Raw genomic sequence first — 22431 nt, 5'->3', positions numbered from 1 at the left:
ACCCCGGTCTGGGATCAGATCGGGGTTTTTTTATGTCTGTCACTCAGCGCTCCTCAGCACACATAACCGCTAAACCGTATGCTACACTCCCCGCTGGGGAATCTTGTGAATCTGATTTGGTAGAGAATGCATGTGAACCATTAGGCTATTGGCGATGACCCTATTTATTTATGAGTCGAGTGATTCAATTTACTTCAGATAAAGCCGATTCGTGTTCATTGCCAAACTACAATAACGAACTTTTCTATAACCAAATATCCGTTTGATATAGAAAAAGGTATTCCACGTTTGCTCTGATCTATGCCGTAATGGTTTTGATCCCTCCATTTTCCGTTGCTGCTGGCTTGTGCTGCAATTATCCCATTCCCGGATCGTTCCTTATGTTCCTTATGTTCTTTCTGTTTTTCAATGTCACATATTCAAAATTACCAATCACATGTGTTTCCTTTCGATGTAGCAAATGATCTTTCTCTATGACGTAGAAATGGGTTTATAAAATAAACCAATCACAATGCTGTTCTGATTCATATCTCTCGTGCTCGTTTGAGCTCTTCGTAATATGACTATCTACAGGTTTTACCAAGCTTTTATAACTTTAAGCTTGCTACACTTGTTTTTAATTAGTTAATTAATATTACTAATTAATAAAAATTGCTGCTATGTTATGTAATACCAGCGCATTTTTAGTGCTGAAGGTCATATTGTCACGGTTAAGCAACTCTAATCCGGTTAGTGGGCTGATTATGAAGCACGTGGTTGGGAACCAGAAACATATCAGGAACATGAACGAGAGTCTGGCTATAGACTTGATTCTTCGTCATGGAAAGATATCGAGAGCTGATATCAGCAGGGAAATTGGGCTGAGTAAGCCAACAGTTTCATCAGTGGTCTCTCGCTTGTTGGAGTTGAATCTGATCCGGGAAATCGGACCTGGAGAAAATACACAAGGGAGAAAAGCCACGCTGTTGCAATTGAATCAAAATGCTTTGTTCGTGATAGGCATTGATTTCAGTGTTAAGAAAAGTCGTGTGGCTTTGGCGAATCTAAATGGCGATATTGTTGCGTTGAGTACGCTTGCTATGAATGAGTCTGCTCCAGCATCATACATGGCAAGGTTAGCCGATCACGTCACGGCGGTGCTGCAGCAATATCATTTGGACTGGAGCGTTATTCACTATGTGAGTTTCGGTGTTCCAGCAGTGGTAACACCAGAAACAGGTACTACGTCTTTCATGGTGGATGAACTTGAAGGTTTTAAGCCATTTCTGTCACAGCCGTATCTGAAGCGTTTGTTTCCTGCCAATGTTATTTTGGAAAACGATGTCAATCTATCGGCGTTGGCCGAATATCGATACGGTGTCGCTCGCAAGGCATCTATTTTTAGTTACATGTCTTTAGGAGCAGGTGTTGGTTCCGGCTTAATGCTAGACGGTGTTTTATATCGGGGAAGTAATGGTGCTGCTGGAGAAATTGGCGAGCTGTTGTCGTCTTCTGGAGTCAAGCTGGAACAATGTCTCTCCGCCCAATATATTAAAAATGAAACGGCAAAGTATCGAGAGCTTTCTGATAAGTTGTCCTGTTATGGTCATCAGAAATTTGTCGATGAACTATTTGCACTGGCAGCTGTAGAAGATCCTGAGGCTGTTAAGGTTATTCAGGATTATAGTCATTTTCTTGCTATCGCCATTCAAAATTTATGTGTCATGTATGATCCTAAGATCATCGTTCTTGGTGGATCAATTGGCCGTCATAGTGATGTTCTTATTCCGTTCGTTCGCCCTTTCCTAACCAAATTTTTACCAATTATACCGAAATTATCTGGAACAGAGATTGGCGAGAATTCTGTCGTTATCGGGGCAGTTGGGTTGGCTGTTAAGCGAAGCTTCGACTTCATAAAGAACAATCTTTTGGTACAGGAATCGTAAGGAAAAATTATGAGTGTTGATTCTTTATTCCTTGGTGTTGATGTTGGTGGAACAAAAACGCAAGTCTGTCTTGTATCTTCTCAAGGTTCTGTTGTTTTAGAAAAAAAGTTAACGAGTTATCCAAATAAAACGCCGCAGGATTTTTTTGGCGATATCGTAACGTGTCTATTTGATTCAGATGTTTCTATTCAACTGAGTGATATCGTGGCAGTGGGTATTGGGTTACCTGGGACGGTAGATCCTGCCACTCACACTTTATCAAACTCACCTGCGTTCAATTGGTTGAATATAGACTTAAAAGCAGCGTTGAAAGGTGTGTTTAAAATGCCGATACACCTGAACAATGATGTTAATTTTGCAGCGATTGGTGAGCAATGGAAAGGTGCTGCCGCTGGGATTAATAACTTCGTAATGATAACCATCGGTACTGGAATTGGCGCGGCAATGGTTATCAATGACCAGTTATATAACGGCTTTTCCGGAAAGGCTGGGGAAGTGGGGTACTTTATAACTGGCGATTATGTTGATTCAAAAACCGAGACCGAAGATTTTGGTTTTTTTGAAAACATATCATCCGGAACAGCAATTCGCCATCAGGCAATCAAGTTTTTTGAACAACAAGACTTTAAACAGTCGTCTATTTCTCTGCTTGTGGAGAACTATCTTGAAATCAAAACAGAACATGTTCTTAAAGCGGCAGGTGACGGTGATCCTGCCGCGTTGGCGATATTGGAAAAACCGTTACAGCATCTTAGCATCGCTGTGAGCAATATTGCTTCATTATTAAATCCAGAATTAGTCGTTATTGGAGGAGGTGTAGCAGAGTCAGGTGAAGTGTTCATTGAAAAAGTCCAATCCGAGGTAAATAAAATGACTCCGATTTCGACAACTTTGAAGTTGGCGATGCTTGGTAATAAAGCGGGTGCCCTTGGGGCAGCGCATTATGCTATGCAGAAGTCGGGTATTGACATTTCATGGTGTTAAACCGGGAGTAAGTTGGAATGAAAAAGACACTTGTATATGCCGCCACATGCTTGGCGACGATGGTTTTTCTTTATGGTTGTTCTTCAGGAGAGAATTCTGAAAAACAAAAAGATAGTCCGAAGGGGGCCAAAAAGGAACTGGTTGTTTGGGACTGGACAGATCCCTATAAAAAAGAACTGGCGGGCCCGATGGAAATCGTCCTGGATCAATATAAAAAAGACAATCCAGATGTAGAGTTGAAAATCGAACAAATCAATAACGATAACATGCGGACTAAATTGCTTGCAGCGGTGTCTGCAAACAACTTGCCGGATGTTGCTTATCTGGATGGTCAGTGGCTTTCAGAATTTAAGGATGTCGGCATTCTTGCAGACTTAACACCTTTCATGACTGACTGGAGTGGCAAGACGGATTTCCCTAAAGCTGTATGGGATTCTGTGACTTTTGATGGACATACTTTTGGTGTGCCAGGTGATGGCGATGTTCGTACTTTGTTGTATCGCAAAGATTTGCTGGCTAAAGCAGGTTATTCCAATCCTCCAAAAACCTGGTCAGAACTCGTTGAAGTGGCGAAAAAGATTCAGAAAGTTGGGGCAGCAGAAGGTATTGAATATGGTTTTGCACTGAATGGTGGTAATTCAGAGCATACTTCCATGCGTTCACTTCCATATATCTGGGATTTGGGTGGTGATTTTATAGATGCCCAAGGGCAGCCTGCTTTGAACAGTGAACCTGTTTTGAAAACCGTACAATTTCTGTCTGATCTGGTTAGTCAGTATAAGGTTGCTCCTCCAGACAGTTATTTGAAAACCAAGAGAGAAGTCGCTGCAAGTATTATCGGCGGTCAAACGGCTATGGCGATTGTTGGTTCCTGGGAATGGCGTAGTGATGCTAATTTCCTGGCCCAGGCAAACCTGAAAGATAAGTTGGGATCAGCACCTATTCCAGTTCCTGATGGCGTCGATCCAGCCAAAGCCGCAACTGCTGTTGGATATGGAACCTGGGTTATTTTTAAAGATTCTGATGCAAAACAGGCCGGCTGGAATTGGATTGAGAAAGTGACCTCAGCACAACATGAAATTAATATTTTTAAAGATGGCACCGGCAATATGCCGATGAGACTGTCTGCTTATAAAGATCCTGTCTTTACTTCTGATCCGATTTTTAGCAGTTTTGTAGATACTATACCTAACGCCAGATCGCGTCCTAAAACCAATAATTATGAATTGTTATCACAATCATACAGAGATGCGATACAGAAAGTGTTGAGTGGTAAACAAAAGTCAGAAGATGCTCTTAAAGAAGCTCAGGATAAAGTTAAAGCATCCTGGAAATAATGATAATAATTGTACTATTGCTCCAGAAAGATGTTTTCTGGAGCAACTCTGGAGGCGAGTGTTATGATGACTCAGTTGAGTATTCGGTCAGGAATAAAACTACCCGGACATAAATCGGGAAGCCTTTCCAAGGACTGGGTATTAGCGATTTTTTTTCTGGCTCCGGTGGTAATTTTTGTTGCGATATTTGCCTTTTACCCCGCTTTTTATGCTGTATATCTAAGTTTTTTCGAAAGTAAGTTTCTCGTTTTCAATCGCGAATTTGTCGGACTTTCCAACTATGTGGATGTGCTCACCAGCAGTACATTCTGGTCTCCTTTCTGGAAAACGCTGGTATTCACTTTCTGGTGTGTTGTGTTTCAGTTTTCGCTTGGAATGATTATGGCTTTGAGTCTTCAGCGTCAGCTTAAAGTTAATAACATTCTCCGGGCAATCATCATCATTCCGTGGATACTTTCGCCAGTTGTTATTGCGGTTATTTTTCAGTTTCTATATATCCCCGATCGTGCTGGTATACTGAATTATATGCTGATGTCAGCCGGAATCGTGTCTGAACCAGTTGCCTGGCTGGGCGTCGACACAGCCATGACAATGGTCATCGTTGCTAATATCTGGTTTGGTATGCCATTTTGCATGGTGATGCTTTTGGCTGGTATTCAGTCTATTGATAAAGATATTTACGAAGCGTCATTAATGGATGGTGCGAGTAAGGTACGTCAATTCTGGTATATAACGCTGCCACTGTTAAAACCGACAACCATGGTTACGTTGATATGGATTACCACAAGTACATTCAATGAGTTCGATCTGGTTTACGCGTTGACGTCAGGCGGACCTCTCGATTCAACCAGCTTGCTTGGTATTCAGATGTATAACATGGCCTTTAAATATGGTGAGTTTGAAAAAGGCTCTGCATTGGCTGTGTTGATGTTTCTGATCAATCTTCTCATGAGCATTATTTATCTGAGAATGCTCAAGAATAAGGAGGCATGATATGAAGTCCCCGACTAAGAAATTATTCAAAAGTCTGCTCTACTTGCCTGTGGTTATTTGGGCACTGATCTCCATAGCACCATTGCTTTGGATTGCTGCATTGTCCTTCAAACCCAGTGCTGAATGGAATGCCTTTCCACCGACGTTCCTGCCAAATGCACCAACATTGAGTAACTATGTCAGTGCATTTATGAATTCACCGATGTTAACTTATTTATTCAACAGTCTGGTTGTTACTATGGTGTCCCTGTTTTTGTCATTGTTGCTTGGGTCTTTGGCGGGATATGCTTTGGGACGCATGAAGTTTCCTTTTAAAGATACGATTTATATATCCCTTTTTTCCGTCAAAATGATCCCTGCTTTGTTAACGGTCATTCCGCTGTATGTGATGATGTTTCAGTTGCATCTCTTGAATACTTTGTGGGCGATAATCCTGGCCTATACGGCGATGGGTATTCCAATGGTGCTGTTCGTAATGAAAGACTTTTTTGCCGGGATTTCGAAGGATATAGAAGAAGCCGCGATGCTTGATGGCTGTTCCCGTTTAAGATCCTTCTTTTTTATCATGTTGCCACTGGTACGTCCTGGACTGGCTGCCGCCGCGATAATGGTTTTCGTGCGTACCTGGAATGAATATATGATTGCATTGACCTTAACTTCATCCGATCAGGTGCGTACTGTTCCTGTTGGATTGCGTAATGCTCTGGGGCAACGGATGGGTGAACTCGGACCAATGGGGGCCTACACTTTGATAGCCATTATCCCGATCATCATTTTGTTCTTAATGTTCCAGCGGCATTTTGTCAGTGGACTTTCACAGGGGGCTTCGAAGTAAAATGGAAAGCTGTATGAAAACTAGCACCACGGTGGATAACCATAGCCTGGTCACAGATGCCTTATGGTACAAGCCCCTTGAATTTGATGTGTCTAATTGCCGGCTATTGGCGCAGTTCAATGGTAATGGTGGTATTTCCAAATATTCAGTGGCTGGAGAATGGCCTGTCCTGGTAACTGACCACTGGTTTACCAGTTGGGCTGTGAACCGAAAACGTTTACCTGCATTGCACCGTAAACAGGTTCGTTCGTTTGGACGGATTCAGAGTATTGACTTTGGTAGTCGTGAAGTACTGGATCAGGTAACGGTTCGGTCTGAGTCCTATGTGGATGAATCCCACAATTGCATTCTCTTGCAGTTTATATTTACCAACCATGGTAATGATAATGCTGATATTTTTTTGCGTCACGGGGTGCAGGTGGACCGGCAGGGATACGTTGCTTCCGTGGTCAGCCAAAATGGCAGATATGAGGAGAGCCCACTGCAGGTTGCCTGGAAAGGGGGTAACCGGCAATTGGAAATTGATCTTGGAGATGAATATCGGTTTGCATTGTTTGCGAGCCATACGCTTAATGTCGAAAAAACTGAGGATAACAATCTGAAGTACAACCTGGATATGGAAGATCGGGTGGCTCCTGGTGATTCTGTTACCATGTTCATTATGGTGTCAGGAGGAAGCGATTGTATTCGTTCTGATCAGTTTGAAGATATTTATCCGCAGCTCATTGATAATGCCGAAAACTATTGTCATTGGTTGAAGAAATCTTTTTCCTGTCAGGATATGGAGTTAAACGCTCTGTTTTCTGCATGCCTAAACGTGGGTTGTTCGTCTTATAAGGAATCCGGTGATAAGTTCGCCGCCTTTTATGCCGGTGTGAACTATCAGAGTCCATCCAGAACATATTTTCGTGATGGTTACTGGACGGTGCTCCCGGTTCTGCCCTACCGTCCTGATCTGGTTAAAAAAGAAATATTGACTCTGGCATATGGTGTTGGTGAAGACGGTTCATGTCCAAGCGCAGTCATTTATAATCAATTATCCAATGAATTTACCCAGTTTTGGCCGGATCATTATGATTCGCCTTCTTTTTTTATCATGATGGTGCACGATTATCTGGCCTGGACTCATGATAAAGATTTGTTACAACAACAAGTTAACGGACGTACCATTTTTGATGCCTTAAAGCTCTGTTTCCATAAACTGCAAAGCTGTGTTGATGCAACGACTGGTGTCATGATCAAGCCTGAAAATCGTCGTGACTGGTGTGATAATGTGGTGCGTCAGGGATATGTGGTGTACGACAGTCTGTTATATTGTCGGGCTATTGAATGCTTGCGTGAAATATTTCTGTTTGTCGATCAGCACGAACTGGCAGCCGATCTGAGCGATGATATTGCCAATGCTCCGGAAAGCCTTCGGAAATTGTTGTGGGATGATGAAAGCGGATATCGTAATTACATTAATTCTGATGCCGCCTGTTCTCCAGTGAGTGAAAGTAATGTGTCAATTGAACAGGCGTTGGCAGCTGTTTTTGATATTGGTTCAGAAGCCAGCCAGCGGGCTGTGTTGGATAGAGTCTCCGCCAGGCTGGAAACATGCCATAACCTTGAGCAACCGTTTGGGGATTGGGGTGTGATGACGTGTTTTCCTCTTTACGAGCATGTACCGAACCTGGTTGAGAAGTCTTCTTATCCGTTCCGTTATCATAATGGAAGTGACTGGCCGTATCTTAGTGGCATGCTTGCATGGGCAAAAATGAGACATCAACGAGACGATTGGCGTTATCCTCTGACCCGTTGGTTCAGTTACTCTCTTGAACAACAATGGCTGACCCCGGTGGAATACTATGATCCAGTGTATGGTCGGGGATCTTTTTTGCAGGGATGGAGTGGTATGCCGGCGGCGGCAATGCTGTTTGGTGGTCTAGGTCTGTATCCATCTCTGAACCAGGAGTGGCAACCCAAGCCAGCTCCCTGGGGAGACTGTGAAGTTCAAGGTATTTACTACCGTGGTCAACGTTATCGGTATCGTTGTCAGTCCGGAAAGGTCTCTTTGGAAATTGTTGCCTGACTCATTGACAGGGCTGTGGTCTAAGCAACCCAGCCCTTTTTTACACACGGCTTGCCGATACTTTAAAATCGCGGATTAATGATAATCCCGTGAACGAACATTCAACCTTCCCTGAAGTTCGCTGTAACCCATGATCTGTTGGGCAATTACGTGAACGACATCATTGTCATTGGCTTTTTCGAGAAATCCCTGTACAGCAACCAGCTGTTCAGTGGTCAGGGTTTTCAGATATTTTTGAGCCAGCTGTAACCAGACAATAACGTTGATATTGCCAGTATCATCTTCCAACGTGACAAATGTGACACCATTGTTGGTTTTAGGCATCTGTCGGTTGACAATCAGGCCGGTGACCAGAATTGGTACCCTGATTTTACCGTTATAAAATGGCTGATTTTGCTGTGTTTGCTCAGCCTGTCTGGCGATGCCCAGCAGTTCGCTGGCGGTCGGGGTTTTGGGGATCAGGTTTTTCTCCCGCAGCAGCGTTAGCAGATGTTTATTCAGTGTCAGGCCGGTACTGAGGTAATCTTCGTGAAGATTTTGAAGATCATCCGGAGCTGACAATGTTACCTGGGTGTCTTCGAAGCTATCGTTGAGTAACTGATATTGAAGTTTGAGAGCAGATGTTTCCCAGCGGGCCTGGAAACGATGACCGGTTAATGCGCTCAGCGCATTAGCTGATGCAAGTGCATCCAGGTCAGTGGTTTTGATTCCAGGTATATGTTCCAGTTGTTTGAGAGAACGGTAACCCTGTTCAGGTTTTGAATGGACAATGCTCTGCATCGTGGTTTTGGATAATCCTTTGACCCGACAGAACCCAAGCCTGAGAGCAGCACGACCACTCACAACTTCGATGCTGTTATCCCATTGGCTGTTGTTGATCTCAACGGGCAGAACGGTCACACCATGACGACGGACATCCTGTATCAGCTGCGAGGCGGAATAAAATCCCATGGGCAGGCTGTTGAGTAATGCACAGCAGAACTCAGCCGGATATTTCAGTTTTAGCCATGAGGAAATATAAGCCAGTAACGCAAAACCGGCAGCATGGGATTCTGGGAAACCGTATTCACCAAATCCTTCTATCTGACGGTTGATACGTTCAACAAAGTCCAGGGGGTAACCATTGGCCAGCATGTTGGTGGTCAGTCGATCACGAAGCTGACTGATATGACCGGTTTTTTTCCAGCTGGCCATGGAGCGACGTAATTCATCTGCTTCACTGGCGGTGAAGTTTGCTGCGACCATAGCCAGGGCAATGACCTGTTCCTGGAAAATAGGCACTCCCAATGTCCGGTCCAGAATGGGAATCAGCTCTTTTTTGGGATATTCCACGGGCTCAAGTCCGGTACGACGACGCAAATAGGGGTGCACCATGTCACCGTGTATGGGGCCTGGCCGAACAATGGCGACCTGTACGACCAGGTCGTAATAACAGGCTGGTCGCAGTCTTGGCAACATATTCATCTGCGCGCGCGACTCAATCTGAAATACACCGATGGTATCGGCCTGTTGAATCATTTGATAAACATCAGACTCCTCCCGTGGGATTTTTTGCAGGCTCAGGGAGGTATTATGTACGTTATTAATGATGTCGAGGGCTTTGCGGATAGCGGTCAGCATACCGAGAGCCAGTATGTCTATTTTCATCAGGCCCAACGCTTCGAGATCGTCTTTATCCCATTGAATCACCGTACGATCTTTCATGGTGGCGTTTTCGATAGGGACCAGGTCGGCCACGACTCCTTCAGTCAGTACCAGTCCACCTACGTGCTGGGACAAATGTCTGGGAAAACCAAGGATCTGCCTCAACAGTGACTTAAATAAATCAATGTGAGCTTGTGATAGACCAAAACCATCATTGATGATTTCATCTATCCAGTTTTGTTTGCGATAGCGCCAACCATAATTGGCAATTTTCTGATTGAGCTGATCAATGTTTATGCCCATTGCTTTGCCGATATCCCGCAATGCGCTTTTGCGTCGGTAGGTAATTACAGTGGCGGCCAGGGCTGCCCGTTTGCGGCCATAGCGACGATAAATATATTGGATAACTTCCTCACGGCGTTCATGTTCGAAGTCAACATCGATATCCGGTGGGTCATGTTTATCCCGGTTATCGGAGATAAATCGTTCAAACAGCAGTGTAGCCTGGCGCGGATCAACTTCGGTAATACCAAGGCAGTAGCAGACCACTGAGTTGGCAGCAGAGCCGCGTCCCTGACATAAGATATTCTGAGAACGGGCAAAGCGAACGATATCGTAGACGGTCAGAAAATAATGTTCGTATTCTTTCTGATGAATGAGTCTTAATTCTTTACTGATAGTGGCGTCGATTTTAGGTTCTGAACCCTGGGGAAAGCGGCGTTTTTTGCCTTGTTCCACCAGTATTTTCAGATACTGCTCTGCGCTGTAATTGCCGGGTACGACATCTCGTGGATAACGATAGCAGAGACTGTCGAGGGAGAAATGGCAGCGTCTGGCGATATTGATTGTTTCGTCGATTTGTGTGGAAGGATATATAGATGCAATTTTCCGTATTGAACGAAGATGATTTTCAGCGTTTGGTAACAGGTGCGGCAAAGCCTCCATCATGGCGCAATTATGGTAAATAGCTGTCAGAGCATCGTGAAGTTCTTTGCGCTCTGGGGTGTGCATCAATACATGATTGGCACAGACACAAGGCAGTTGATTGTCATCGGCCAGTTGCTGGCAGTAACCCGCATATTCGAAACTCTGATTGGTGAGAAGATTTTCTGCCAGTAGCCAGAGTCGCTCGGGGAAAAAAGCTTTTAGATCCTCTATCATAGCTTGATCCTGTTTATTCTGCGCTGGTGGCCACAGGCACAAACATTCATCGAGTTGTTTGCCAAGATCCTGCCAGTAAAGGTGATAATTGCCTTTGTCCGCCCTGCGTCTGGCCCGGGTAATCAGATGACAAAGTTGACTGTAAGCCCGATGAGTGGGAGAGAGTAGAATAATTTTCTGATTCTGTACGGTAAATTCAGAACCAATAATCAGCTGAAAATTTTTGTATTCTCCGGATTTGATGGTTTTCCAGGCTTTTACGACACCTGCTACCGAACATTCATCGGTCAGTGCCAGTGCACGATAACCCAGTTCATAGGCCCGGCTGACGAGTTCTTCTGGGTGGGAGGCGCTGCGCAAAAAACTATAGTTACTCAGGCAATGGAGTTCGGCGTAATCCATTAGGCAAACACTCCCTCCAAAAACCAGTTGCCATCATCACGACGCGATAACCAATGTATCTGATGAACATGATCGGTCGCCATGATTTCTGCGCGGAAAAAATCCTTGCGGTAATGATGGCCGTTCAGCCAACGCCCGGTCACAATACGCTCCGGTTTTGACAGCAAACGATAATTTTGAGGGTTCACAGGCTTGGGTTGATTCAGTAATAAGACGGGATAATGAAGTTTTTGCTGGTATTTTTCCGGCTTTTTGAATTGAGCTGACATACTTGCTGAAACAAGTTGGCTGGCATATTGAGGACGGGGATCCGGGGTGAGTCGTATGGTATTAACCTGTTCATGACCCAGTCGTGAAATCAGAATGGAAAGTAACTGGTCTTTATCCTGTTCGGGGAAATGTTGTTTCAACAAATCCCCTGCTGTTTGCTTTTGTGGCCGAAAATGATGTGCCCGTAATTGCAGTGCAATGACCGGCTCAGATAACCGCGTGCGTTCCAATTGAATACCGATGAGATTTTGCCAGTCACGATATTTCCAGGCGCCATTGATCGCCTGAATTCGCAGAATGGTGGGAGACCTTTGACGGTGAATCAGTTTAATAAACAGCTGTTCGGCTGTTAGTTGCCGGGCGGACAGATATTGTTCCAGATACTGTAGCAGGCGCTTAAGAGGGAATCGTAGATGGCTGGCAGATGCTGCCTCATACAACAGATCAATTTGGTGACGAAAGTGTGCTGGAATTATAAAGCTCTGTTGTAGAGTCTGATCTTTTTCCAATGCATTCAGATAATGCACTAGTGTTTTACCAAACCGATATCCGAGTTCAGAGCGTGGCAGTCGACGTAATTGTTGATAATGATGTATGCCCATGGATGTGAGTCTTTGTGCCAATCGGGTTTCAATATCCAACTGGAAGACTGTTAAGGTATCGAGCTTGTCTATGACTTCATCGGCACAGGTGCTGCAGCAGGAAATTTGATTGCGTGCCAGAGTTTCGGCTGCCCTGGCTGTGTGTGCCACAGCATAAACGGCTGTGAAACCTGCTCGTTGAAAACTCTGTTGCAACTGCTGCCAGTAATTATCCAGACCGTTGAATAGTTTCAACATAGTACCAACTTCCAGCAACAGGCCATCGGGCGATGCCAGACTGACATGGGCGGAATAGCGGTAACCGATCAAAGCCAGCCGCTGCAGGTTTTCGTATTCAATGTGGGTGTCATAAATGCCGATTTCTGCATCTTCTAGCAGAAAGTAAGCCGTGCTGGTGCTCATCCCGTTTTTTATGCCGAGTCGTTCGGCCAGACTGTTGCACTGGAATACTTCTCTGGAGCCAGGGTTCAGAAGCAATTGTGGTTTGCTGCCGTCACTGCTGAGGAAGTAAGACTCCAGTGCCAATCTGGGAAAATGGATGAATAGCCAGAGGGAAGACACTGTCAACACTCTGCATCATGAAACAACGGTACTGGAAGAATCTGTTGTTCCCGGGCCCAGGCTCCCCGGCTTTTCAAAATGTGCAGACACAACTGATTTCTGCCCTGGTTGTACAGGCTGAGGCGTAACGCTGCCGTTGAGGGGGCATCCTGATAGCGTAACGGTCTGAGCAGAAAAACGGGGAGCAGATTTTTTTCGGCGGCCAGCTGGATCCGTCTTAACTGGGCTTTGTTCAGGGCATCCGCCCAGGCGATAACCGCATTACTGCCACCGGAAAGCAGAGCCTGTTCAATGCTCCATAGCAGATCATCACTGCGTTCACAGCGGACGATCAATTGACGCTCCGGTTGCAGGCCCCAGTGTAATAAGCCCAAGCCATGGGGTTGGTAGGGTGGGTTGAGCCAGAATTGCCAGCGGTCATCCTGTTGTCCCAGTTTTGCCAGACACGGCAGGATGAGCCGCAATTCGCCCTGGCCTGGATGAGAACACAGAATTTCAGTGACCGCTCCCAGTGGCCAGCCTCCACCTGGCAGTTCAGCATCAAGCGCTGAATAACCTGTTGAGCAGGCTCGGGTGCTGTGGCGCAACCAGTTGTTACCAGACCATATCTGGCCACTGTCGGTCAGTGTTTGCAGAAGATCCATATGTTTATCTCAAATACTGTATTTATATACAGTATAAAAAAATTGACCGGCTCTCAAGACTGGATTTGTGTATTTTGTAAAAAGTGATGGTTAGCGAGATAAACGAAGCCAGTTGAGCAGGTAGGCGCATGCGAAAAGCGGGATCTGCCATCCGTGGAAAATGATAATGCTGGATCACGAATACCCGCAGCCTGGTTTCCATTCCAAGCTGCTCTGCGAGGGGGGGCACTGTTTTAGGGTAATTGCGGTTATTGTCTGACAAGGTATCACTGCCGGGACTCCGGCAGGTTGGTAAGCCCTAGCTCATTGCAGCCGGTAACGGTCCGATCAGGCCAACTGCTGCTTTGGCACATTCATGTTTTAACCAGGGCAATTGCTCAAAGCATTTCATACCCTGATTTCTAAGCCAGCGAACCGGCAGAGCATCGGCTTCGTATAAACGTTTAAAACCTTCCATGGCGGCCATCATGGCCAGGTTATGTGCCTGACGCTGGCGTTGATATTGCCGCAGATAGAACAGTGATCCCGGTGACTGTTTTAAGCGGACGGTTTTGGTCAGAGTTTCAGTGAGTGTTGCTGCATCCAGGAAACCCAGGTTCACCCCCTGACCGGCGAGAGGGTGAATACGATGGGCGGCATCGCCGATCAGAGCCACGCCGGGCTGAACATAGGAACGGGCAAAGCGCTGTTGTAGCGGGATCAGATAGCGCTGATCAACTTCCTGTATTGTACCGAGCCGGGACTCGAAACTACGGGCAAGTCGTTGTTTAAATGCATCTTCCGACAGATTAAAGATATCCTCGGCTTCATGGCTGTTGATTGACCAGACAATTGAGCACCAGTGTTCATCCATGCCTTCATGACTCAGTGGCAAAAATGCCAGTGGGCCGACTGCAGTAAATATCTGACGGGCTGTGTACTGGTGTGGTTTTTCGGTTTTGACCGAAGTGACCAGAGCCTGATGATGATAGTCCCAGCCGCTGGTTTTAAAGCTGGCCAATTCACGGATTTTGGATTCGTGGCCATCGGCACCCACCACCAGTCTGGCGGTCAGATAAGAACCGTCGCTGAGCGATACGCCCATATGGTCGTCCTGTTGATGCAGGGCCGTTACGGAGAGTGCTTCGAAGGTCCGAATACCAGAGGTGGTACTAATGCCTTTAACCAGTGCCTGCTGGATCTGCTGGTTTTCAATAATGCAGCCAAGATCCGCGATGTTCATTGACTGAGCTGCAAACGAGACCTCTCCGGTGCCATCTGCTTCCCAGACTTCCATGCGGTGATAATTGCATATTCTGTCTTGATTGATGTCGTCCCAGACCTCAAGATATTTCAGCCAGTTTCTGGCCGCATGATTGATGGCACTGACCCTTGGCTCAAACCCGGAAGCGCCAGACATGGACATCGGGCTCAGGGAATGAGCTTCGATAATCGCCACAGACAGACCGGCTCTGGCCGCCCCCAAAGCCAGACTGGCTCCCACCATGCCACCGCCGACGACAATGACCTCAAAATCGATCGAATTATTCATAATCTATTCTCATGTAATTGGGAACCTGCCAGCCCCATGGCATAACGGCTGAACAGTTCTTTAGCGACCGTATGACGGTCGAGCACGCCCAACCCCAGTGCTCTGACAGGTTTGAGCCCCGGCAGTGAAAAGCCCTGAACCAGTTTATCGCAGAACTCCATGACCCATAATTGGTCCTGTTGAATCCGCTGTTGATAGTGCAACAGTGGCGTCAGCTGTCCGAGTTGAGCCGGTTGTTGCTGGATCAGGGTCTGCGCCAGGCTTGATACAGCTCTCAGGGCCAGGTTTAGTCCCTGGCCGGCAACCGGGTGCAGGGATACAGCGCTGTTGCCCAATAGTACCAGCCGACTACGGACTTGTTCCGGTGTGTAAGTACGCACTAACGGGTAGTTGAAGCGATCCGAAATATCGTTGAGTATGCCCAGCCTGCTGCCAAATTGTTGCTGCAGACGAGCCAGAAACATGGATGCCGGTAACGCCATCAGCTCATCCACCTGCTGTTCATCCACACTCCAGACCAGCGCACTGACGGATCGGTTGTGTTGCATGGTCAGGGGCAGCATTGCCAGTGGACCGGATTCGCTGAAGCGCTCATAGGCCCAGTTTTGATGTGCCTGTTGATGGGCCACGTTGGCTATGATGGCATGCTGGTGAAAGTGCAGCCGTTGTTCCTGAATGCCCAGTCTGCTTTTCAACTCAGAACGACCACCTTCTGCAATGATGACCAGTCGTGCGGTCATCTTTTCCTGTTGCTGTGTTTTCAGCACGACGTATTCCGGCAGGAACTGTAATTGCTCAACCGTGGTGGAAAACTTTAACGTGACTGGCAGTTTGCGGCTCTGGCTCAACAACGCAGTCCCCAGCGCCCGGTTGGGAATGACATAACCCAGCGCCGGTTGATGATCTTCTGCGTGCAGTTCTGCGGTGGCTGGCCCACCTTTCTCACTGATCTGAATGTGTCGGATGGCTTCAGCGTAATCCCGTAATCCCGTCCATAAGCCCCACTTCTGCAACATCTGGATACTGCCAGCGGAGATGGCTGTGGAACGATCATCAAACGCCGGGGAATATCCCACAACCTGTTGTTGATCCGGCTCAGGTGTAGATTCCAGCAGAGCGATTCTGGCACCTTGTGAATACAGCGGCGTCAGCGCTGCCAGTAATGCATGTCCGACCAGGCCGCCACCGATGATAACGAGGTCGAATTGGGGGGTGTGTGCAGACAAAAATACTCCAACGTTCAGGGCCTGTGAGGAGGGCAATCATAACCAAGATGCCGGAGTTTGTCGTTACTATGCGAAGCTGCGGGTCATGGTATGGGAGCCCGGATTACATTACCACGCAGTTACGGCCATTATGTTTAGCCTGATACAGTCGGGCATCGGTTTGCTGATAGAGTTCGTTAAAATTTTGTATGCGTCCTGACTCAATCACGCTGGCCCCAAATGATGCCGTGACGACGCCATGAAGAGATCCGGGGAATTTCAGGTTGAGATGTTCGATGGACAGACGGAGATCGTTGACTTTAAGTCTGGCCGCTGCGGCATTTTCTGAAGTAAATAATAATGCAAATTCTTCGCCTCCGAGGCGAAATACAGAGCTGTCCGGAAACTGCAGCTGCAGGTGACGGATAATGATTTTAAGAATGTCATCGCCTTTGGGGTGACCGTAGGTGTCGTTATAGAGTTTGAACTGATCAATATCGAAAATGACAAATACCAGTGATTCTAACGCTGAAATACGCTTGCTTTCCTGCATAAACTGATCAAACAATGTTCTTCGGTTAAATGCACCTGTCAGCGAATCTGTTTCCAAATCCACTTTCAGCAGTTTGATTCTGTGTGAGAGTAGATATGCGAGAATAAAGGCCTCAACCGTGACACCAATGGCAATGGAGTAACGGGTCCACCAGTTATAAGGCAAATAGCCTTCATAAAACAAAATGCCGAACAGCGCGAAAAAGATAAAGAACAGCTGGGCAGCCAGCAAATACTTCACCAGTGTGTTGCCCTGTCTCATCAGCGAGACGGAAACCCAAAAGTACACGGCAATGGCATAGATGAAAAAATATACACTGATGTCCAGCGCGTTGAAGAAATTCACAAATCCCCATAACAGATTCAGTATCAGCAACACAATGGTGGAATTCAGAGCCCGGTTTTGTAGAGGATAAAACTTGGCGGTTTGTAAAACTTTTTTCACAAACAGGCTCAAAAAGATCGTGGCACTTAGCAAGCCGAAACTGGTGATATGACCGTGCATTCCATAGATCCCAAAGTAATGGGATAAAATGCCGTATTCGAATACAAACCAGATAATCGATGACAGAAGGTATAAAGAGTAATACAGGTATTCTTTATAGTGGGCGGAAAAAAACAGTAGAAAGTTAAAGCAGGCCAGTGCGATGAGCATTCCAACCAACAGAACCGGAAAAATATTTTTAGTGGAGAGTTCCGTTAGCGTGTGTTGGTCATCCAGAATCAGATATTCAAAGTATTGATAAGCGGGTGAAATAAAATGGAAATAATAGGTTTTTTCTTCACCTGGATTCAAATGAACCGGTAATACCGTATCTGTGCCGTGTAATAATTCGGTGTCGCCCGTCCAGGTAAATAAATCGATGTGTTCCTGATCCAGGATGACGCCATTCTGGGTTTCATAAAAATCCATCACCCGATTAAAGTAGGAAATGGAATTATGAATATTACAGGCAATTGCTGTATTTGTGGCATTCCTGACACTGAATCTGACCCAGATATCCAATTGATTGCTGGGTAGTGACAAGCGATTGGGTGCCGGCGTAAATTCTGCCTGCATGGCTTCACCGATGGTGTAGGGGTGTGGGCTGTTGACGAGATAGCCGATTTCAAAGTTGCGGATATTCACCGAATTATCCGTTAAGACAACAGATCCGGCGTTGGCATACGTTGCCAGATACAAAACGACGATAACTAAATATTTGGTCATGAACAGGAATGAACCACGTGACTCAGCAGGGTAGTGTAAATGTTATAGCATAGGGTGCTTGATTTTGCGGTAAATATACCTCAGGAACCATCTGAAAAATTGCCTGTGTCGTCCGCGGCGTTAAAAATCTGTTTGCATCACTCCTTCCATTTTCATCTTTTCGTATGGTCCACTCCGGTTTGTGAAAGCCGTCACTTCTATCTGATTGCTATAGGTCCAAACTTTGTCCGCCCCTTATCTTGGGTGTTCTTATTTGAAACGCAATATCAATGTCTGATGTTGAGAAGTGTGCTGGTTCCATCGTTGTAGCCTGATCGTTTCTGTTCAATAAACAAGGATACATGGACTTGAGTTTATGAAACGAACGAACATTTTTCTTGCCACAACAGTGTGTTTGTCGGCACTTTCCCTGACCACTTCTGCGCACGCCACTCATACTCCAGGCGAGATCATTCAACTGCCTGAAGCCGATAAACCATTGGTATCGGATGAACTGACTCCACCCACGACAGAGCTGTATTCAAGCCAGTCAATACCGGCTCGCCAGGCAGTCATGACGCCTAAGAGGTTAACGGGCATACCGGATATCAGCGACATAGATACCCTCGATATTCCGTATTATGACCGTTTGGGTTTTGACGGTGCCGCGACCTTAAACGGCTCGGCATTTGACTACACCATCAGCCATCACAACGGTCAGCTGGTGATCTCACAGACCGATGTGTCATTGTCCGGCAATGGCTTACCCATCGTGGTCAACCGCAACTACCGCTCCCGCACCAACGTCACCGCCGATTTGCGCTGGTCACCCCTTGGATTCGGTTGGGATCTGCATTTTGGTCGACTGAAATTTCAGGCGTATCGATTGCAGGACGGTGGTCTATGCCATCAACCGTCCGATGAAATCCGCTATAACCCGCTGATTGAAATGCCGGATGACAGCGTCGAACAGTTTTATGGTGTCACGGGTGAAGGCGAGCATGTGTTTCGCACCGTCTCGGGCATTATTGGTCGTTGTGACGACAAGGGTAATTTTATTGCCACCACACCAGGCGGCATCGACTACACCTTTGACCTGTCGTCGGGTTATCTGGGCGGCGACAGTACCGACAGCCTGCGCTGGTTGCCTGTCACCCACATTGAAGACCTGCAGGGTAACCAGTTGAACATCCGTTATGAAACCGATGTCTACAACGGCGTCTACCCGACCAGAATTGAAGATCCCGCCGACGATCGTTACGTGCAGTTTAATTACGATACCCGTGAAGACTACAAACAGTTGGTCTCGCTGACCTATCCGGGGCCCAATGGCACCAACACCATCCGCTACACCCATACGCCCGTTGACGTCGCTACACAGTCCGGCGGCGTCCACGGTGGTATGACCCTGGACGAAGTCATTCTGCCGGAAGATGAGCGTTATCGTTATACCTACCACTCATTCAGCGGAGATATCAGCAACGCCAACAACCCCGATGGTTTTCACCTGAAATCAGTCACCCTGCCGGTGGGCAATTCATTAACATTTGCTTATCAGGCAACGACCTACGACGCCGGAGAAAACACCCAACAGATCATCCCGAACGTGCGGTCAGTGCATCACGACAATATCGGTCGGGATGATTTCTATACCTGTTATGAGTACGCCCAGAATCTGGAACGCGACTACGCACCGGGTTACACCCACTATGATGTCACAACCGTAACCGGGCCCTATCGTGATGCGTGTGCAACCCCCATCCCGGACAGCTATACCCAAACCGATTACTTTGTGGCCGGGCAGCCGTTTTTGGAACACAGCATCAGCGTGGTGGATAACGGTGATGGCACCAGTACCCTGGGCAGCCAGTTTCATATGCTTGGGATGACCGTCCTGAGTGCTACTGTTGCTTATAATGGCAATCTGGCGTCCTACCAGACCAACGGTTATACCTTCAAAACCATCGGCCACCAAAAAAGCGTGCTGATCCATGAAGGCATCGTTTATCGTGGGCCTCCGGCGTTCCCGGCGCTCAATAGCTCAAAAACCTACCACCAGGGCATCCCCAAACAAATCGTTCACAACGCCCTGGATCAGTTCGGCAATCCACTGCATACCACCTTTGTCAGCAGCAATGCTTACGAAGAATACCAGTATACCTATCTGACCCCCACCACAGCGGCTTGGCACCCCTCACTGGTGACGTCTGAAACCCTGCTTGGTGCCTCCAATTCCCATGGCAGCAGCAATATTGCCGGTGACGATTCAGTGACCACCAACACTTATGACGCACTGCTTCAGCTGACCGACAAGACCGTCGACGGCATCACCCACCATTATCGTTACAACCACTACGGGCTGTTGGAACAGGTCTCGCTGGAAGGGGATATCCTCGAACAGCACAGTGATTATCACTATGGCGTGGCACGACACACCACCTTGGGCAATGACGAACAGAGCTATGATCGTACGGTTGCCACAGGAGGCTATGTCACCTCAGAGACCGATGCCCGTGGGTCAGCCAAAACCTATACCTACGATGATCTCGGCAGAATTTCCCGGATCGGTTTTAGCCTGGGCAACCCCGTCGATGTCCGCTACCAGCGCAATGTGATTCACATGACGCGGGGGCCTTTACAGCAAACCCTGACCTATACCGACAACGGTCAATTGCTGTGTCATGAAATGACCGGCGAACACGAAACCCTGTACCAAAGCTACGAGTATCTGCTGAACGGCCAGGTCAGTCAGGTCTGGTACCCTAACAGCGCCGGCTGTCAGACAGGGCCTGCCGTCGCCTATGACTGGCTGTATGATCTGCGCCTGAAACGTGTGACCTATCCGGATGGCAACACCCGGAACTATGGTTACAACGGGACGGTGACCTCGGTCCAGGACGAAAATGGCAACGTCTGGCAACATACCCGACGCTATGGCAGTCAGAGCACCTATGAGGTCCGCACTCAAAGCCCCATCGGCACGTTAACCGCCTATGCCTTTAACCGGCTTGGGCAACGCACCAGAATCATTCAGGGCACCCCGGTACCCGGTGATGAAGGCCAAATATACATCAAAGCCTTGCATGACTTTGAATACAACCACCACTTTCAACTGACCCGCCAGACTTCCTATGAAGAAGGCACCCGGACCTACACTTACCATCGCAACGGACTGCTGGCATCCATGCAGCAGAACGACCTGCCGGCTGAGCATTATGCCTACGATGGCCTGCAACGGCTGATCGCCACCACCTACAGCGATGCCGCCCTGGACGTAGAGTATCGCTATGATGGCAGCGGCAACCTGGTTGAAGTCCGCAATGGTACTGCCAGCCGACTCTATGACTATGATCTGAATAACAACCTGACCTCGTTGAGTTCAGTATTAACCCACCCGCTGTCGGATACCTAGACCGTTTCCTATGAGTATGACCAGAACGATCAGTTAAGCCGTCTGACCTATCCGGGTGGGCTATCGGTTGACTATGCCCCCGATGCATTTGGTCGACCGACCCGGGTTGGCACCTTCATTCGTCATATTCAATACCATCCCAGTGGCACTATTACCCAGCTCACCTATGGCAATGGTCAGGTTCAGCAATTCAGTCTGGACCCCGAACGGCTCTGGAGTACGGGCACAGAGCTGGCCGGTAAGTTCAGTAAAACCGCACAACGGGATGCCATGGGCAACCTGACGGCTATACAGGACTCACTGCACAGTGAGGCAGATAAACTCTACCGCTATGATCGTGATAACCGCTTGCTCAGCAGCACGGGTTACTGGGGCAACCAGGCATTCGGGCTCGACAGCAACTCCAATATCACCGGCGTGACACTGGCCTCAGACCACCAGATCAGCTACTACATCTCCAACCGCAATATTCCCAGAGCCATACAGGAAATTAACGGCGGTCTTACCAGCCTTCAATACATCACCGCCGATGCCCAGGGACGTATTGAGCAACTGGGCGACTGGCACTACCAGTGGAACCAGCGCCACAACCTGGTATCGGCACAAAGCCCGGCAGGAAAGACTGCTCAATTTCACTACGATGGACACAACGGACTCGTTGCCAGACAGAATGACAACCGCACCGAACGCTACCTGCGTGACGATCAGCATAACGTTCTCGCCTCACACAGCACCGACGGCCAATACCGCCTGCACATCTACCTGAACGGCCAAACCGTTGCCAACCTCAGCGGCAGCGATACCCAGACAGAAACCGTTGAATACATCCACAGCGACCTCGCCATGAACCCCATTCTGGCCACCGATGCCAGCGGCCAGGTGATCTGGAGTAAAGACTACGACCCCTACGGCAACGAAGGCCGAGTCACAGGAGATGGGGACGCCCGAGAACTGACATTCCACCACCACCAACGCATGGCCGATGCCGGACTCGTGTACGTTGGAGCAAGGTGGTACAGTCCCAGATTAAGACGGTTTATCTCCCCAGACCCGGTCGGAGTGCCCGATGCCGCCGTTACCGGTGTGAATCGGTTCCATTATGGGTTGGATAAT

14 protein-coding genes are annotated in these 22431 nt (G+C 47.6%); 8 read left to right on the top strand and 6 right to left on the bottom strand.

Going from position 1 to position 22431, the window contains the following annotated elements; translation table 11 throughout:
* Positions 1-782: 782 nt before the first annotated feature.
* The 6 genes from ACQY6I_RS15795 (at position 783) to ACQY6I_RS15770 (ending at position 8145) form a co-directional block, all read left to right on the top strand.
* Positions 783-1925: an ROK family transcriptional regulator gene (locus ACQY6I_RS15795; RefSeq protein ID WP_428242463.1), complete on the top strand. Its 1143-nt coding sequence runs from the start codon at positions 783-785 to the stop codon at positions 1923-1925.
* A gap of 9 nt (positions 1926-1934) precedes the next feature.
* Complete coding sequence (locus ACQY6I_RS15790) at positions 1935-2909, top strand: ROK family protein (RefSeq protein WP_428242462.1); 975 nt, start codon at positions 1935-1937, stop codon at positions 2907-2909.
* 17 nt (positions 2910-2926) lie between these two features.
* Entirely contained in the window at positions 2927-4246 is a 1320-nt protein-coding gene (locus ACQY6I_RS15785; RefSeq protein ID WP_428242461.1) for an ABC transporter substrate-binding protein, read from the top strand.
* A 63-nt stretch (positions 4247-4309) separates the two neighbouring features.
* On the top strand, positions 4310-5239 hold the full coding sequence (locus ACQY6I_RS15780; protein WP_428242460.1) for a carbohydrate ABC transporter permease: 930 nt from the start codon (positions 4310-4312) through the stop codon (positions 5237-5239).
* Position 5240: 1 nt separating this feature from the next.
* Positions 5241-6074, top strand: coding sequence for a carbohydrate ABC transporter permease (locus ACQY6I_RS15775; RefSeq protein WP_428242459.1), 834 nt, complete (start codon positions 5241-5243; stop codon positions 6072-6074).
* A 13-nt stretch (positions 6075-6087) separates the two neighbouring features.
* Positions 6088-8145, top strand: coding sequence for a hypothetical protein (locus ACQY6I_RS15770; protein ID WP_428242458.1), 2058 nt, complete (start codon positions 6088-6090; stop codon positions 8143-8145).
* A 75-nt stretch (positions 8146-8220) separates the two neighbouring features.
* Here the strand turns inward: ACQY6I_RS15770 and ACQY6I_RS15765 are convergent, their stop codons facing one another.
* The 6 genes from ACQY6I_RS15765 to ACQY6I_RS15740 form a co-directional block, all read right to left on the bottom strand.
* Positions 8221-11352 (bottom strand): error-prone DNA polymerase, encoded by a 3132-nt coding sequence (locus tag ACQY6I_RS15765; RefSeq protein WP_428242457.1) that lies wholly within the window; start codon positions 11350-11352, stop codon positions 8221-8223.
* On the bottom strand, positions 11352-12785 hold the full coding sequence (locus ACQY6I_RS15760) for a Y-family DNA polymerase (protein ID WP_428242456.1): 1434 nt from the start codon (positions 12783-12785) through the stop codon (positions 11352-11354). The genes ACQY6I_RS15765 and ACQY6I_RS15760 overlap by 1 nt, the downstream gene beginning before the upstream one ends.
* 2 nt (positions 12786-12787) lie before the next feature.
* Positions 12788-13429: a translesion DNA synthesis-associated protein ImuA gene (imuA, locus tag ACQY6I_RS15755; protein ID WP_428242455.1), complete on the bottom strand. Its 642-nt coding sequence runs from the start codon at positions 13427-13429 to the stop codon at positions 12788-12790.
* 298 nt (positions 13430-13727) lie between these two features.
* Entirely contained in the window at positions 13728-14960 is a 1233-nt protein-coding gene (locus ACQY6I_RS15750) for a UbiH/UbiF/VisC/COQ6 family ubiquinone biosynthesis hydroxylase (protein WP_428242454.1), read from the bottom strand.
* A complete protein-coding gene (locus ACQY6I_RS15745; protein ID WP_428242453.1) occupies positions 14957-16186 on the bottom strand; it encodes an FAD-dependent monooxygenase in 1230 nt (409 codons plus the stop codon). The genes ACQY6I_RS15750 and ACQY6I_RS15745 overlap by 4 nt, the downstream gene beginning before the upstream one ends.
* 103 nt (positions 16187-16289) lie before the next feature.
* Positions 16290-17927 carry a diguanylate cyclase gene (locus ACQY6I_RS15740; RefSeq protein WP_428242452.1) on the bottom strand — a complete coding sequence of 546 codons (1638 nt, stop codon included), beginning with the start codon at positions 17925-17927 and terminating at the stop codon, positions 16290-16292.
* 355 nt (positions 17928-18282) lie between these two features.
* Here ACQY6I_RS15740 and ACQY6I_RS15735 point away from each other — a divergent pair, with 355 nt between their 5' ends.
* On the top strand, positions 18283-21318 hold the full coding sequence (locus ACQY6I_RS15735) for a hypothetical protein (protein ID WP_428242451.1): 3036 nt from the start codon (positions 18283-18285) through the stop codon (positions 21316-21318).
* Positions 21319-21588: 270 nt separating this feature from the next.
* Positions 21589-22431 (top strand): RHS repeat domain-containing protein (locus tag ACQY6I_RS15730; protein WP_428242450.1); only part of this gene is annotated, 843 nt, incomplete at its 3' end.

It is taken from the genome of Gynuella sp., assembly GCF_050297175.1.
Taxonomy (GTDB): domain Bacteria; phylum Pseudomonadota; class Gammaproteobacteria; order Pseudomonadales; family Natronospirillaceae; genus Gynuella.
Note: the sequence above shows the minus strand (reverse complement) of the source record. Positions and strands in the feature narration are given on the sequence as shown.

Coding starts and splice junctions, on each gene's coding strand:
- ACQY6I_RS15735 (WP_428242451.1), top strand. CDS start 18,283: ATGAAACGAACGAACATTTTTCTTGCCACAACAGTGTGTTTGTCGGCA.
- ACQY6I_RS15765 (WP_428242457.1), bottom strand. CDS start 11,352: ATGGATTACGCCGAACTCCATTGCCTGAGTAACTATAGTTTTTTGCGC.
- ACQY6I_RS15775 (WP_428242459.1), top strand. CDS start 5,241: ATGAAGTCCCCGACTAAGAAATTATTCAAAAGTCTGCTCTACTTGCCT.
- ACQY6I_RS15770 (WP_428242458.1), top strand. CDS start 6,088: ATGAAAACTAGCACCACGGTGGATAACCATAGCCTGGTCACAGATGCC.
- ACQY6I_RS15740 (WP_428242452.1), bottom strand. CDS start 17,927: ATGACCAAATATTTAGTTATCGTCGTTTTGTATCTGGCAACGTATGCC.
- ACQY6I_RS15785 (WP_428242461.1), top strand. CDS start 2,927: ATGAAAAAGACACTTGTATATGCCGCCACATGCTTGGCGACGATGGTT.
- ACQY6I_RS15790 (WP_428242462.1), top strand. CDS start 1,935: ATGAGTGTTGATTCTTTATTCCTTGGTGTTGATGTTGGTGGAACAAAA.
- ACQY6I_RS15750 (WP_428242454.1), bottom strand. CDS start 14,960: ATGAATAATTCGATCGATTTTGAGGTCATTGTCGTCGGCGGTGGCATG.
- ACQY6I_RS15780 (WP_428242460.1), top strand. CDS start 4,310: ATGATGACTCAGTTGAGTATTCGGTCAGGAATAAAACTACCCGGACAT.
- imuA (WP_428242455.1), bottom strand. CDS start 13,429: ATGGATCTTCTGCAAACACTGACCGACAGTGGCCAGATATGGTCTGGT.
- ACQY6I_RS15795 (WP_428242463.1), top strand. CDS start 783: ATGAACGAGAGTCTGGCTATAGACTTGATTCTTCGTCATGGAAAGATA.